The organism is Richelia intracellularis HH01 (genome assembly GCF_000350105.1).
In the GTDB taxonomy this organism is placed as follows: domain Bacteria; phylum Cyanobacteriota; class Cyanobacteriia; order Cyanobacteriales; family Nostocaceae; genus Richelia; species Richelia intracellularis.
On sequence record NZ_CAIY01000038.1, the window covers coordinates 93,731 to 109,784 of the forward strand.

Genomic DNA, 16,054 nt, shown 5'->3' on the forward strand with positions numbered 1-16,054 from the left:
CGCACTACCAAATATTTTTTGTCTGAATGCATAATTTACAGTTCTAATGTAATTAATTATTGAGTCTTAAGCTTATTTGCTCATAAACGAATATACTCGGAGAAATGCCTAATAAAAATAACTCAAACATTCATTATCTACTCGAGCAACTTGAACTTAATTTCAGGCTAATCATTTTTTATTCTTTGTCAAAATATATTGCTTTACAGCTATATATTTACTTTATAGCCCAACTTGTTTTTAATTTTGGTAACTGCTGTGAATATCAAGAAAAATGGTTAGTATCATGATTAACATTTACTCAGACGATATTCGTTTTTTGATAACAATAGTCAATGATTAAAATTACTATTTGTATTACCGAAAAATCTTAAAATTATTAATTCAACCTTTAGGACAGAATATGTATTGATAATTTAGTCGAAAATTTTGATTAGTATCAACTTTTTTTCAAGGAAATAGCGAGTTTCTCTTCGGTATGAAATTATATATACTTATTAAGTAGAGCAAATATCAAAAAGAAGAAATTCTAAATTTTATGGGAGAATTTTCAGAGATTTTATGGTAGTTATCATAGATAAAATCTCTGAAAATCCTTGTTTTTGGGGCTTATTTAACGATCATCATAATTTCAGTGAACCAACAACATCCCACCACAAAATCGTCAAACTCGATACAATTTAAGGAAAGGGAGAGATGAGGAGAATAAAATAGTGCTGTCAAAAGGCTTTGAAGTTGAAATGTATACTGGTACATCCAGAGGAGATATAATTGGTCTCTCTGACAAAATTACAGCTTCCTTGGATGGTTTTATTAGGGAGCCAGATAGTCGAAATGTCGAGTATATAACTGGCCCATTATATAACTATGATCAGTTACTATGCGGACTCGTACGACCCCGTTTAAACCTGCGACAGTATCTGTTACAGTTAGGAGATTATACTCTAATTCCTGGTAGTACTCTCTCCTTAGGGGGTAGTGATCGCTTTTTTCGCTCCGACCTTACTAAGAAATATCATGATTATATTGAGAAAAACTATGGAACTAAGGTTGTCACCGCTAGCGTACATATTAATATAGGCATTAATAACCCGGAGTTATTGATTCAGGCCTGTCGCCTTATCCGCATGGAAGCTCCATTATTCCTAGCTTTGAGCGCATCATCACCCTTCTTAGATGGTAAATTTACTGGTTATCACTCTACTCGCTGGTATATTTTTCCTAATACTCCTGAGGAAGTGCCCCTATTTACAAGTCATACTGATCATATTCAGTGGGTTGAAAAGCAACTTGCATCAGGAACAATGCAGAATGTTCGGCATTTGTGGACATCCGTTAGACCTAATGGCAATCACCGCCCCTACAATCTAAATCGTCTTGAGTTAAGAATTTGTGATCTTGTTGCAGACCCTCTTGCTTTACTTGCCATTATGGCTTTATTAGAAGCAAGGCTATTACATTTAATTGATAATCCTAGTCTTGATCCATTAAGTCAAAAACAATTTTCCATCACAGAACTAAGTATCATTTCAAAACAAAATGAAGTGGCTGCAGCAAAATCTAGTTTGGATGCTCAATTAATACATTGGCAAGACGGCAAAACTATCTGCGCTAGAGATTGGATTAACGAGCTTTATGAGCAAGTTATGCCTATAGCTAAACAATATGGCTTTAGCTGTTTCCTTTCATATCTGAAAAAAATCTTACAGACAGGTAATGAAGCACAACAATGGTTACAACTACAGTCCGTTGGTATTAGTACTCGGAATGTTATTTTTCAAGCAATTAATAATACTAGAGAATGGGAAATTGAGTTGGAAGAAAAGTGTTGTCCACAGTTGAACACTTAATTAGGTCGTACCGATGTTAGTAGCTTATAATACTTTCATGCTTACTCAAAATAGTATTTATGGCGGAAGTAAGGTTGATTTACAATGGCAAAAACAATCTAAATATTAAGGGTTCCCTAATATAGGCATATTGGCAATTACATCATTTATCAATTTAGAAATTCCAAATATAAGCCTATACTTAAAATTAATGTTTAGCTTACTTGCATCAAGCTTTACTAAGTAATGAAAAAGGCTGGATAAAATTTAATTTAGGGAAAGTGATAATGAATTAATACTTCTCTAAGTAGGGTTTATATCCTTGTATTCCTTAGTAATTGCAGACAGACCAAACTTTGAACTTTAATTTAGACTAATTCAATATTCTTATAATTTTATAGAGAGTTGTATGTGCATTCCCAAATATCTTCTAGATATTTTAGCTTGGTATTGAGTTGTTCAAAACCGAGAAAAAATTCAAAACGCTTACTTTCTTAGATTTGGTTATTTAAGTAAGTGTTTTAATTGCTATAATTACTGCTATTTTAGTTATTTAAAACCCTAAAACCCAGTATTAATTGTAGTTTTAGATGATATAACGTGTGGATTTGGATAAACTATATATAATTCTCATTATGTGACAGTGTACTATGTTAAATATTACACTCAGGACAATTTTGTCGGATGAACAACTACTATTGATAGAATTCAGTAGGGTAGATGCAATTTGTTCATATTTTCCTTAATACTTGGGTTACTAGACTTGGTATTCTTGTATTCGAATATATTGTACCTTATCTAAGATGTTTATTAGCGTACATGTTTAAGTACAAGCAGTATAAATTACATATGCCTCAGGTCGTACTAGTTAATCCCTTAATTCCCCCAAATACAGGAAATATCGCCCGTACTTGTGCCGCTAGAAGCACAGAATTGCATTTAGTTGGGCCTTTAGGCTTTGAATTGAGTAATCGCTATCTGAAAAGGGCTGGCTTAGATTATTGGCCCCACGTAAAATTGCATTATCATGAGTCTTTAGATATATTTCAAGACGTATATCATAAGCGTGGGGGTAGATGCCTAGGATTCAGTGTTAGAGGTAACTATAGTTACACTAAGTTTGCATATAAGGAGTCTGATTGGTTAGTATTCGGTAGTGAGACTGATGGTTTACCCAAGAGTTTTTTAGAGAAATGTGACTATACCCTAACTATCCCTATGAAGGACCCCCAAATACGAAGTTTAAACCTTTCTGTTAGTGTTGCCGTTGCCTTGTTTGAATCCTGCCGTCAACTTGGATATCTATAAGGTATACATATTAGAAATTTCAGAGAAAGATACTTGGAATAATATTGTGCAAGCAGATGATTCTGATAACATCTAGCTAATTATCAGTTGTGGTATTGCAATAGGAAAAATACTGATGTTTGTAAGCATATTGATATAAGAAAAATGTATAGATAATTTCAATAATGGAGAAGTTTAAATGATAGATTTCCATGAATCACATTTCTCTATATCAAAGGTAAAAATAGTGGTTTAACCCAAGTTATAAAAGTTATTTGATTTATTCTATTGCCCGAGAAAAAGGCTTTAATCAAAAAATATCTAGGAGTTGACACAGTTATTTTTCTGGGTATAACTAAAGCAAAGTATGCTAATCAACAGCCAGATTAATTGTGCAACTCTGAGAATTTAAAATCCAGGTTGCTTTTTTTCAATTAGGATGTGGAATTATAAATTTCTGGCGAATTTTGTATTATGCAAATAAGAACTTATTTTAGCATTCGAACACAGCTGATTTGAAACAGTTAATATTAGGCTGTAAGTGTCTTGGAGTCTTGATAAATGAGAATTGAAATATACAAGTTAAAGGACAATTTTTAAATTTTACTAAATGGTTTTAACTTGTCTAAATTAAAGAAGCGGGTTACTCTTGCTTAATGTGTTTATTGGTGATAGTTATATCTGTCTTCCTTTAAACTTTCGTAGTGATCCAATTTATCAACTAGTATCCGGCTCATAAATCGGGGTTCGATAAACGCTAGTGTTCATAGGAGGTCGTTTTTGAAACGAGCGGTTAAGAAAAAAAGTAAGGCTGCAATTGAAAATTCTTCTGGTGAAGATGCACCTGTTGGAGATTTAAACAAAACAGTGAATGCCTTAAATATAAATAGCTCCCGGATGCCAGGCAAAGCAGCAATGATTGCCTTGGCAATTTCTATGGGGGCAACCAGCCTTTTGGTGACTCGACAAAGCGACCAAGTCCTTGCAGCAAAGTCTGTAGACAGTCAAAAGACTGATACTCGGACTGCTGAACCTGTCGCCAAACTGAACTTTGCCACTACAAAGTTGCTGGAATCAGAAGCCGCCTCATCAGTGAGCGTGCCCATCAATCCTGCGATAGTAGAACCTACAGCTATTTCACAGATGTCTGGGCTTGGTGCTAAGTCAGAGGCAACAGTATTAAAAGACACCATATTAAATGCTGTTAGTATTATTCATTTTGATTATTTTAGTACTGGACTTCAAAAAGCAAAGCCAACAAACGCTCTTCAGCAACCAAAAAACGGTTATAAAAAGTTAGTTTTTGGTAAACCTAATTCCCCTGGAACTAGTGAACAATTAAAAGCACAGCAAGAATTTGCTCTTAATCGTCTACAAGAAAATTCGAAACGTTTAAAAACTGTTCTGGCGGAGTTGCAGTTTGAGGAAGCCCAAGTCATCTTAACTAATTCACGGAATTCTGTTAAATCAAATAATCGGGCAAATCTAATAGGTAGAATCAGGAAAGCTAAATGGAAAAAATCTGCAGAGAGTTTTATAGCTACTACCATACATGAAAAGCAGGCTGTTTCTGGCAGGATTGATGTTATCACATATGAAGTTAAATACGGTGATACATTAGCTTCGATAGCTCAAAAGTTCAGCATCTCAGTTTCTGAGATTGTTAGGATTAATCAATTAACTAATCCATATCAATTAAAGATCAGTGAGAAACTGAATATTCCTATATCGGGCAGTACAAGTAATATTGATAACGTCGAAAATAATAAAGTTGGTCAGGTCAAACGTAATAATAGCATTGCTGTAGGGACTGGAGTCCCTACAGCAATGCTGGCAATTAGGGCCGCTAACATAAGTATTAGTCCAAACAAGAATGTTAAAAATAGTCCTAGTCTCAATAGTCTCAGGAGGGAGATAGAGAAATTAAGGGCAAAATATCGTGATCACAGATCTGGGCAGCAATTGAGAACCGAAGGAAACAGTCAAGAAGCTGCCGTTGAATCTGCTATTTCCAGCATTAATAATATAGGAGTTCCAATATTTCTCCCTCGACCTATGACATTTGGTAATAGTAGCCCTAGTCGTTTCAGGAATAATAGTGTAGGACAAAGTAGAAAACCAAATAGTACCGAGTCTCTAGAGAAATTAAGAGCAGTTAAAGTTTCACCGAAGACAAAGATATTACCACCTTTAGCTGCTGTAGATAAATATCTGCCTAGACCAATTGGCGAAATTTCAAAACCTTCCTCTACTTATGTTTGGCCAGCAAAAGGTACTGTGACTTCTGGCTATGGCTGGCGTTGGGGAAGAATGCACAGAGGTATTGATATTGCTAATTCAACTGGTACGCCAATTTATGCAGCAGCAGATGGTGTAGTTACTTCTGCTGGCTGGAACCGAGGTGGTTATGGAAAACTGGTTGAAATCAGCCATAACAACGGCAGTATAACTCGCTATGCCCACAACAGCAAAATTTTTGTGAAAGTTGGTCAACAAGTCAAACAGGGTAAAACTATTGCTCTAATGGGTAGTACAGGTTTTAGCACTGGTCCTCACTCTCACTTTGAAATTCGTCCTATTGGGAAGGGAGCAGTTAACCCAATTGCCTATTTACCCCCAAGGTTATAGTTTTATCATCTTGGGAAGAGTCATTATTATTGATTAAGGAGGGAATAATTTATATTCCCTCCTTTGTTTTTGAAAATTCTGGTTCCCATCCAGGATTTTTCTCCTTATTTTAGAAGTGTTACAAGTGTACAGGCAGGTGATACAATTGCATCCTTAGGTTGGGAAAACCTTCTGAACGTTGTTGATAGATTTATATTGCGGATATGAAAGCTGTATTAAGCCGTACTGATTTTATCCATAGGTGTGTGTGCTATTTATTCTCTATTCAAAGGCTATTAATATAGAGGCTTTTGTACAAAACATCTAACTTTTAAAAAATATTTTATATTCAAACTAAATCTTATGCCTTATTGCTCTAAAAAGAAATTATATTATTAGCAAATTAGTAGATGTTATGGCTTCCAACTTTTTATTATTTCCATGATTTGGTTTAAGTTTTAGGGGTTAGAAAATGATTAACCTTTCAACCTATGTTTGTAATCTACCAGTATCATACAAGCCTCTTAAATAAGGATAACCTACATGTTTAAACGTTTCCAAGATAGTTTCCTCATCTAAATTTAATTCTTTCCTAATGATTTTATATAAACTTTTGGAAGTTTATTGACTAGGATAATTCTTACTTTTTTGTTACTAATCTATTATTATTTTAATAATAACTTTACTGATTATGGTATAAAGCAGTTAATGCTACCGCTAGCGCATCAGAAGCATCATCTGGCTTAGGAAGTTCTTCTAAATTCAGTTCTCGTGCCACAGCTTCTTGCACTTCATACTTTTTGGCATTACCATAACCAGTTAAAGCGTGTTTGATTTGGGCTGGTGTAAACTCAATATAGGGTAAATTATGTTGTGCTAATGACAACATCACTATACCTCTAGCCTGTGCAACTAAAATAGTATTACTCATGCGGTAAAAAAATAACTTTTCAACTGCTACCAAGTCCGGTTTAATCTCCTTCATTAGAGTATGAAGATCATCATATAAAGTACATAGTCTTTTTCCCATTTCTTGGTTAGCAGACGTACTAATTATACCAAAGTCAACCATGCTTACAGAGAAGTTGTATACTCCTGGGTAACCCGAATGGTTGCAAGTTATTGCAGTACCTTGGCTAGTACTAATAATTGCTCCAAATCCTAAAATTGCCAGTCCTGGGTCTAATCCTAAAATGAGCTTTTTTTTCATAGAATATTGATTGTTAGTCCCGAAATATTATGATGCCCCCAATTGCTGGTAAATCGATAACTTAATACTTCTACTGCTAAGTCTAATGTAGTCGAGACTATATTGCTTATTAAATAAGAACAGAAACCTTCCTCTATAGGTGATTGTTGTTAGACTGCAATCATTAATAGTTGAGATCATCAAAAGATTACGAATCAAGGCTTGGTATATTTTTTTCCTTTACCTCGGCTCTTCTAGTTTTCACTTAAGACAAGTAGGCCTCTCAATAAACTAACTTCCTCGTACTACAAGTGACTATCTATAATATCTGGAAATGTAGCTAATTGATTGTGCAAGTCAATCAATAGAAAATACAATTAATTAATGAATAACACTTTTTTTCTTTTGTTTGAAATTCTTATTGGATATTTAAGTGTATCCTACCATTATTCTTGATAGAGCAGTCGCAAAATTGAAGTGATACAGACCCTAGGGTATAAGAGAAAGAAATAATTTAATTATCGTATCAGAACTCAGTGCCCAGATTAAATTACAGGGAATATTGATGTAATAAAGTAACACTAATGATTTTAAAAAACTATTTGGTTCATTACCACTTAATAATCGTTGCGAATAATACTGGGAAATAGGTATGTCAATAGCTATCATCAGACAAACCCTAAAGGCTCTGCATAAACATTCCCGCGTTCGTAGTGGTCGTACATCTTATCGAGTTAATCAGTGGTTCAAATGGTTGTCCCCTGGATTATCAGTCAAGCGCTGGTTACTGATTAGTGTGGGAGGGGTAATCTTAGCAGCTCTCGGATTAGCCATTTGGGTAAAGTTAACACCCATATTTTGGATGATTCAGTTGCTCAAAGGCTTGTTAGGTTTCATCACCAATTTATTGCCTAACTATGTTAGTGGGCCTTTAGTTATGGTGTGTGGTTTGTTATTACTTTTATGGGGACAGACTCGTACAGTTGGATCAATTACTAAGGTGTTACGACCGGAAGGGGATGAAGAAATTATTGATATGTTATTAGCACATCGCCGACTTTACCGAGGACCCAAAATAGTAGTTATTGGTGGAGGGACGGGTCTTTCTAATCTATTAAGGGGGTTAAAGAATTATAGCGCTAATATTACAGCAATTGTAACTGTGGCTGATGATGGTGGCTCTTCTGGACGTTTACGAAGAGAAATAGGAGTTTTACCTCCTGGGGACATCCGAAACTGTTTGGCTGCTATGGCTGATGAAGAAAAGTTATTAACAGAACTATTTCAATATCGCTTTAGTGCTGGTGATGGGTTAACTGGTCATAGTTTTGGTAACTTGTTTCTCACAGCGATGAGTGAAATTACTGGTGATTTGGAAAGAGCTGTTGCTGCCAGTTCTAAAGTTTTAGCTATTAGGGGACAAGTATTACCTGCAACCTTAAGCGATGTTAGTCTATGGGCAAACTTAGCTGATGGTCGCCGTATTGAGGGAGAATCAAGCATTACTGAAGCTGGGGGTAAAATAGTTAACATTGGTTGTACTCCTGCTAACCCTCCAGCTTTACCTGCTGCAATTAAAGCCCTCAAAGAGGCAGAATATATTGTTATAGGACCAGGTAGCTTATATACTAGTGTTATTCCTAACTTATTAGTACCAGAAATTGCTGATGTCATTGCAGCTTCTCTAGCCCCTCGAATTTATGTTTGTAATATTATGACTCAGCCGGGAGAGACACAGGGATACACTGTTAGTGATCATATCAAGGCTATTGACAATGTATGTGGTAAAAGTTTATTCAATGCAGTACTAGTTCAAAATAAGCACCCGTCAGCCCGTGCCCATATGCGTTACGCACAGGAAGACTCCCATCCTGTATTTTGTGATCGCCTAGAAATCAATAAGCTAGGTAGAAGGGTTGTGATTGCCAACATCATGCATGAAGATGAAACCGGTTGTGTGCGCCACGACCCTCAGAAAATAGCTCGAGTTTTGCTACGTTGGTATAGTAGTACTTCCAAGAAAAACGTCATCCTTAAAACTCATCAAGCAGTTTCTAGGGTCTAATAATATTGATTTGGTGTGGTCTAATAGTATAATATAAAAATAGGGTTTAATATTTTACCAAGTCAATCAAATGTGCAATTATCCATGAGAATTGTACTAGCAGGTATAGAAAAAACTCATCAACTAGGTATTTGTTTGGGTGAATCTCTTGATGTACCAAGTGTCCTTTTACTAGAAGGAGATTTAGGTGCAGGAAAAACATCCTTAGTTCAAGGAGTTGGTGAAGGCTTGGGTGTCAGCGAACTAATAGTTAGTCCCACGTTTACACTCATTAATGAGTACATAGGGGCGCGTTGTCCCCTTTATCACTTAGACTTGTATCGGATTTCTCCTTCAGAAGTCTACCAGTTGAGTTTGGAAACTTACTGGGAAGGAATTGAAACTGAACCAGGAATTACTGCTATTGAGTGGTCAGAGCACATGCCCTATAAGCCCTATAGTTATATAAGCATACATTTTACTCAAATAGATGAAGATATCAGGAATGTAGAAATTTCAATGTGCAGGTATGTATTACCGGAAGCCTTATCAGATTTTTTCAAAATAAAATCACACTAATGTCGGCAAATAAGGATTAATTGGTTTTTGGATCTTGATTTATTAAAAGATTTATGAGACTTATCCCAATCAAGTTAATAGCTATATTATCATTCCATTACATCATGATATTATTAAGGGCTTAGACCTATGACTGAATAAAGTATGTTTCCTTTTTATTGATTGATAAGCCTATCAATTCATCAACTTACTATTTGATTATAGGTACGATTTGATTTTTGTGTTTTATACTGATTCCCAATCACAAAACCTTGATGGAAAATTTAATAAGTAAATATATAATATACTACACCACTTTACTAATTTTACTACATAACTTAGGAGACTCTTCCAAGTTGTGTTGGATAATAGAATTTGGACTAGTTCAATATTGCTATAAACTCATTGAGCTAGACCAAGTAACTCCAACTCAATAAACATCAAGCATAACTTAAACATCTCAAATACATTGTAATTTATTGAAATCTTCGTTTTAATTCCTAAACTATATCTTAATTAATAGTTAACATGAGTTAACACTATCGGAAAAACTACTTACACTTTGATGATTGGGTTAAAAAATAACGTGGAAGTTAATAAAGTAGAAGGTATATCTTCCACTACCTCGATCATTGTTGATTTCCAGTAACATATTGATATATGATGAATGGCTGATTGTCTGATGATTTACAAGTGGTTTTTCCCAGGAAAGGTATACCAAGTATTGACATCTACATTTTTTATTGTTACCACCACTATATAGATGGGTATTTTTGAGGGTGGCTCCTTAAAGTAAGTGATAACATTATAAGGGAGAAATAAAATAGAAATTTGTTCAGCACAGTAGCAGTTTCCCGATAGTTTCTCTCCGTGTTTTATCATTAGTAAATCCGGCTTTATCCTGCGGGTAAATAAGTAATAAATTAGGATTACTAACCGGACTTGATTCCTGTAGGATAGAATAAACAGCTATATTTTTCTTTTGGAGTTTATTTAATCTCTTCCCAGAGGGATTATTACCAAATTTTATTAATTATTTGCATATTTCATCTGATTTGTTCTCTAAGTATGATAAGTGTTACTTTAAACAATTAAAATCTTATACACTTAAAATTTTTCTGGAAGTCTTTTATAAAAATTAAATATCAACTATTCGTATAATGGTTAGGGTAGTTGTCGACATTTGTAAATGAATATATAAATTTTTAGGGATCCCTGAATGGAAAGATGGTAATAACAAGATTGATTACTTTCAAAACAATTGTTGTGAAGCATGTCATATTTTCCAATTCTAAATAAGATTGTCCCCGATTGTATTCAAACTTCATATCCATTCTTTTTACCCCCAATATTCTAGAACCAAATGATTATATACTTCAAATATAAGAACCATTTTTCTATTTTCAAAATTATGGTGCTGTTTGTAAAATACCAATAGGTATTATTTTATGCCTTATGATGTTACTTCAAAATATATTATGTTGTGGGGATAAAATTAAGATGAATTTAATTATGCCTAACAGCAGCTTATTACTAACAAATTACTCTTGAATAATAAATATTAATGCTTAAAATCTCTTTATTTAAGGTTAGGCATACTATAGATATTAGCTTTACTATCTTGTCTGCCTAATACTTGGAAGTATATCTTTTTTAATTCTATGCATCCTAATATAGATTACTTGACTATAATACATGGTTTAAATTTTAAATTTATGAATGCAAATATTGTCACTTATTAAGATTTTTGATTGCTTATAGTCTTATTCACCCTAATATAATTATTAGCCTTTTAATTATGAATTTTGCAGAGATTTTCTAAGAATTGAATATTATTAACAAAATACTGGGCATAAAAATAAATCTTACAGAATATTGCTTTTCTAGGTAAATTTAATCTTATCTATTATATTACCCCATGTTCAAATCAGGGGTAAGTTTATATCTTTAAGTAATGCTTTGAACTTATATAATCCTATATATACAAGAGCTTTTTCATAAAAGTTAGGAATTTCTTTTTATGTTACGATGTTGTTTATTAAACTGGAAACCCCCTATATTGCTGCATATTATCAGAGCTAATTGAGCAACCATAAATATTGAACCCTTATACAATAAGGGGCTATTTAGCCAGTCTAATTATTCTATTAGTAGGCTTTGGTATAGACCAACATCAGTAACAATTGCTATAGATTTATAATAATCAAAGGTACCTAATTTTATTACGGCAGTAGTGCTAGTATCCACACAAACTATTTTCACTCTAGAACGATAACAAAGTAAACATAATTCTTTCCAGATTTATACATAATCTACTCCTAATTCTTGCTGTTTCTACAGCTTTGGAAATGCTTCCATGGCACTGTACATTATTCTTAACTTTCAATTGGTGACAGTACCTCACCAATTGAAAGTTATTCCCCTTTTTATGTCAACACCTAGGGAAGTAACCATTAAAGAATTTTCCATTTCGTTTACTGCAATTGTATTAACTCTAAAAATTACCTATATGCATTCTTTCTTAATTGATGCTGCCAAATTCTGACTACCTTCAGTATTAATGACTAGTGGCCGGGTAGTTAAGTGATAACTACTTTCCAAGTATAATTATTTATTTTACGCAATTTTTATTGTACTTATCGTACTCAGTATTTATTGGGAATACCAGAAAACATAAAACTAAATTCCTGGGAGCCTATTTATTCACGGAATTCTGTTTTACGAATTGTACGTAAGCCTTGCATCGTAACAGCTATATTATCTCCAATAGCTAAATCTATTAAAAATTTACATAATAGTGGCAGTAACATCATTTTTTTTGGTAATAGCGATAGCTCCATACATTCTCTATTTTGAGACTTTTAACCATTAACTTTTAATCCATACTTCTGTAGAACAAATATAAACGATATGTCACATACTTTGATTTGTCATGTCGTTTATATTGAGTGAGGTGAATCCACAGGATCTAATCCAATTATTTGGGAAATAATTTATTCCACTGCTTCATGAGAAGGGATAAAAATCCTTCCCTCTATTGTGGAGATGGTGTGATGCTACTCTCTCACATCAAGGTTGATTATTTGAAAGCTAACACTTTTGTCAATAATTATATCCAGGGCAAATTAATTAAACTGTAATCCAGAAGATGTCTTTTGATGTAAATTAATCGACTTACTACAGGTATAGTATAATGTACTAGTTATATACCTCTAAGGGTTTATAGCTTCTATAGTGAGCACGAGTAATTGTTTAAATAACATCCTTGATCTTGACAAATAATCAAATCACCCTAAATTCAATCCCTGGAATTATTGAAAAATCTATCAGTACAATTTATGTATTGATTTAGATACTTGCAAAACCTTTGTAAGCCTTTAAGTCAGATACTCTGCTTCGAAACCAGAACCTAATTCTTCGCAACAAGTTAACTAATTTATACTTAAGTAAAGAAATAGTTATTATATAAAAAATCAACCTAAGTCAATTTGAGGAATTTATTAATTTAATCTTTATCCTAATGTAATACACATCAAGTTCATGTTGTTTGTTGTTGTGCCATGTCAAATTGTATCCTAGTATATAGTCTAGTCATAGTTAGATAAGAAAAACTTCTTCAAATCAAAATCCCAAGTCTGCCCTTGCCAATTCCGCAGCAGCTAAAACCTCTGCATCTGGCTTTTCCTCCCAAACTGGATCACCAATATCCCGATAGAATAATGTATCATACGGGCGGGTGCGGACAACCACAGGCATAGGAACTGCATGGCCAAGAATTAAAGCTTGTTGTTTAGAATCCAATTTTGCTAATACTGATCGCAATGCACTACCACCAGCTACTCCTGTAAAAATTGCTTCAATATCTTTTTCATCATTTAGTAAAGCGGTAACGCGAGTCCCTATCTGGGACATTACCTCATTATCTATTCCAGATGGACGCTGATCCACAACTAGTAGAGTAACAAAATACTTACGCATCTCCCTAGCAATATTACCAAATATAGTACTTTGAACTATACTAGGATCAAGGAAACGGTGTGCCTCTTCAATAGTAATCATCAGTTGGGTAGGACGATCACTGGGGTTTTTAGTCTGTAGAAATTTTTCAGCCTTACCAACATAATGCTGGTGAATACGTCTGGTAATCATATTAGTCACCAGCATATAAGAAAGCATATCTGACTGTGAACCAAACTCTACCACCAAATTCTTACCAGCTTCTAGTGAACGCAACATCTGATTAACATAATTGTGAGGACAAGCAGCACGCATATATTTCAGATTTTCCATACGCAGCAGTTTACGCTGCAAAGCAGTAATAGAGCCTTGGTGTCCACGTTTCTCTTCACAAAATAGCTTAATCTCCTCATTACTCATGTTAATTAGCTGGAGAATCCAAGACTTGCCAAATTCCGCACAAAGAATATTGGCATTATCAATACTTGCATCGGAAAGCCCTAAGTCCCGACTACATAACTTAATATCTTCAACTTCAATTTGATCATAACTTAAATATAATTCCTGAGCATGTGGAACACCTCGTCGTTTTGTGGAAGCAGGATCAAGAGTATATACTTCCACCTTATTTGGAAATAACTGTTTCAACCCCTTGACTGTACTGAATTGTTGACCTTCTGATACTGCTTCCCAGCCATACTCAGAATGCATATCAAAAATCAAATTTACAGCAGCATTCTTACGAATAGTCCCAGCCAACAACAACCGTGTCAGAAATGATTTTCCTGTTCCTGACTTACCAAAAATCCCATTACTACGTTCTACAAACCGATTTAAGTCTAGACAAACTGGAACATCCATATCCAAGGGTTTACCAATGGAGAAATTTTTTCTGATCGGATCATCTTCCCACCCAAATACTCTGCGAAAATCTTCCTCTAAAGCTTCATAAACTTGACTGAAGTGGGAGGGAATTGTCTTAACTGGCAATAATTCCATAGTGGTGCTAGTTTGTGCTTCAAAAGAGGCTAAGCTAGATGAGACTTTTGCAGACTTAATATTTCCATTTACCATTGAGTCTTCAACATTTTCTGGTGTAAACATTAACATTGGCGTAAGGTTTATGCTTCCATAAGTGCCACTTCCTGCAAGAACTTCCCGCAAGAAAGTGTCCTCCCAGCTAGGTGGATTCGCTATAATTCTTTGATTAGCAGTTCCCAATGCAACATCAGTTAGCATGCAGAAAAAACGTGATCGTATCCCTTGTACCACCAAAAACTTACCTACTCGCATATCTTCCACAGAAACATGCGGGCATAATCTTACTTCTAGTCCACCAGTAAGAGAGCCTTGTATAATTGAGCCTAATGGTTGTCCCAAATTCATTTGATTACTTATTGCAATTATTGGGATTTTTCTGTTGAAATTTGTTGGCAAAACGCCAAAATAGTTATGAAACTATACATTGAATGGGATATTCAATATTGGTAGCTTTATTAGGTCAAGAATATCATGTTAGTGCCTCCTGTTTTCTAACTCGAAAATAGGAAAAAAAAGAGATTTACCTTAATTAAATCATGTAACTATTAAAGAGAATCAAGTAAGTCCACTTATGTCAAATAATAATCATACATTCTTATCTACATTATATTCATATCATACGAATTGATAAACCATACGGTAGTTATTCTCTTGTAATTAGCTAGTTGAAAAACTGTAAATATTAAGTTAATGTTAATGATTAATACTTAACAAGTGTGAGTAATACTTGACTATATTTTTACAAAAAAACAATTTAATTAATATTCATTTTTAAAATAAACCTGATATTCATAATAAATAATATAAGTCAAATTATTTGAATGAATAACACATGATTTGATCACATTAGTGATAGAATAATAACCTCAAGGTAAGATTATATACATATTTACTTGTTACTGATATTCTTTACAATTCGGTTAAAGCGAATAAATTTGTAATTTCCATAATTCATTATCCTATTAAATAGTCAGAGTTCACTTAGAATTTTTATCTAACTCCAATATATCTGCAGGAGGATTAGTCAGTTCGAAAAATAGGTAATTCCTACAAGTATTGAGGTTTCTCTAGTAGGGTTTGAACACTCTATTAATAAACGATTCGCGACTTATCTAACACCATACAGAATAAGCTTATAGTTTCTGATAAGTAATTTATTGGTAATGTGGTCCAGCACTATTAAGCCAGTTATATATAATTTCTTATTGGCTATAAGATAGTAATAAGCTTTTATTTCTGCCATTATCGTATAAAATACAACACAAATTCTTTAAAGAGACTGATATGGCTTGCAAATTGGTATTTTTATACGTGTTTTACAGAATAATATGGACACCTAAATTTCATTAATGGATTAGTAAGACTGGTAAAATTGTATTTTTACCCAGTTGTGGAGTTTGATACTGACATAATTAGAAGCAGAATTTTTTCCAGTTTTCAATTAGAGAAAATATAAGAGTGGTATCTACATATATGGGAAATTATTTAGATTAGAATCTAATACTGGCTATAAATAGATTAAATAGATTAAATAGATTACAT

Annotated in this window: 8 protein-coding genes; 5 read left to right on the forward strand and 3 right to left on the reverse strand. The window is 33.8% G+C overall.

Annotated features, from left to right (window positions below):
- Nucleotides 1–710 precede the first annotated feature (710 nt).
- The 3 genes from gshA (at nucleotide 711) to RINTHH_RS04735 (ending at nucleotide 5,744) form a co-directional block, all read left to right on the forward strand.
- On the forward strand, nucleotides 711–1,850 hold the full coding sequence (gshA, locus tag RINTHH_RS04725; protein ID WP_196794883.1) for a glutamate--cysteine ligase: 1,140 nt from the start codon (nucleotides 711–713) through the stop codon (nucleotides 1,848–1,850).
- An 828-nt stretch (nucleotides 1,851–2,678) separates the two neighbouring features.
- Entirely contained in the window at nucleotides 2,679–3,137 is a 459-nt protein-coding gene (locus RINTHH_RS04730; RefSeq protein ID WP_044257838.1) for a tRNA (cytidine(34)-2'-O)-methyltransferase, read from the forward strand.
- A 759-nt stretch (nucleotides 3,138–3,896) separates the two neighbouring features.
- On the forward strand, nucleotides 3,897–5,744 hold the full coding sequence (locus RINTHH_RS04735; protein ID WP_008233512.1) for a peptidoglycan DD-metalloendopeptidase family protein: 1,848 nt from the start codon (nucleotides 3,897–3,899) through the stop codon (nucleotides 5,742–5,744).
- Between the two features lie 661 nt (nucleotides 5,745–6,405).
- On the opposite strand, the gene ruvC is transcribed toward RINTHH_RS04735, so the two are convergent.
- A complete protein-coding gene (ruvC, locus tag RINTHH_RS04740) occupies nucleotides 6,406–6,933 on the reverse strand; it encodes a crossover junction endodeoxyribonuclease RuvC (protein WP_008233513.1) in 528 nt (175 codons plus the stop codon).
- Between the two features lie 631 nt (nucleotides 6,934–7,564).
- On the opposite strand from ruvC, the gene RINTHH_RS04745 reads away from it, so the two are divergent.
- Nucleotides 7,565–8,977 (forward strand): gluconeogenesis factor YvcK family protein, encoded by a 1,413-nt coding sequence (locus tag RINTHH_RS04745; protein ID WP_008233514.1) that lies wholly within the window; start codon nucleotides 7,565–7,567, stop codon nucleotides 8,975–8,977.
- Nucleotides 8,978–9,061: 84 nt separating this feature from the next.
- Entirely contained in the window at nucleotides 9,062–9,535 is a 474-nt protein-coding gene (gene tsaE, locus RINTHH_RS04750) for a tRNA (adenosine(37)-N6)-threonylcarbamoyltransferase complex ATPase subunit type 1 TsaE (protein WP_044304640.1), read from the forward strand.
- 2,678 nt (nucleotides 9,536–12,213) lie between these two features.
- Here tsaE and RINTHH_RS10710 read toward each other — a convergent pair.
- Both RINTHH_RS10710 and RINTHH_RS04760 read right to left on the reverse strand, forming a co-directional pair.
- Nucleotides 12,214–12,354 (reverse strand): hypothetical protein, encoded by a 141-nt coding sequence (locus tag RINTHH_RS10710; RefSeq protein WP_008233529.1) that lies wholly within the window; start codon nucleotides 12,352–12,354, stop codon nucleotides 12,214–12,216.
- Between the two features lie 781 nt (nucleotides 12,355–13,135).
- Nucleotides 13,136–14,857 (reverse strand): helicase HerA domain-containing protein, encoded by a 1,722-nt coding sequence (locus RINTHH_RS04760; RefSeq protein ID WP_044304642.1) that lies wholly within the window; start codon nucleotides 14,855–14,857, stop codon nucleotides 13,136–13,138.
- Nucleotides 14,858–16,054 lie beyond the last annotated feature (1,197 nt).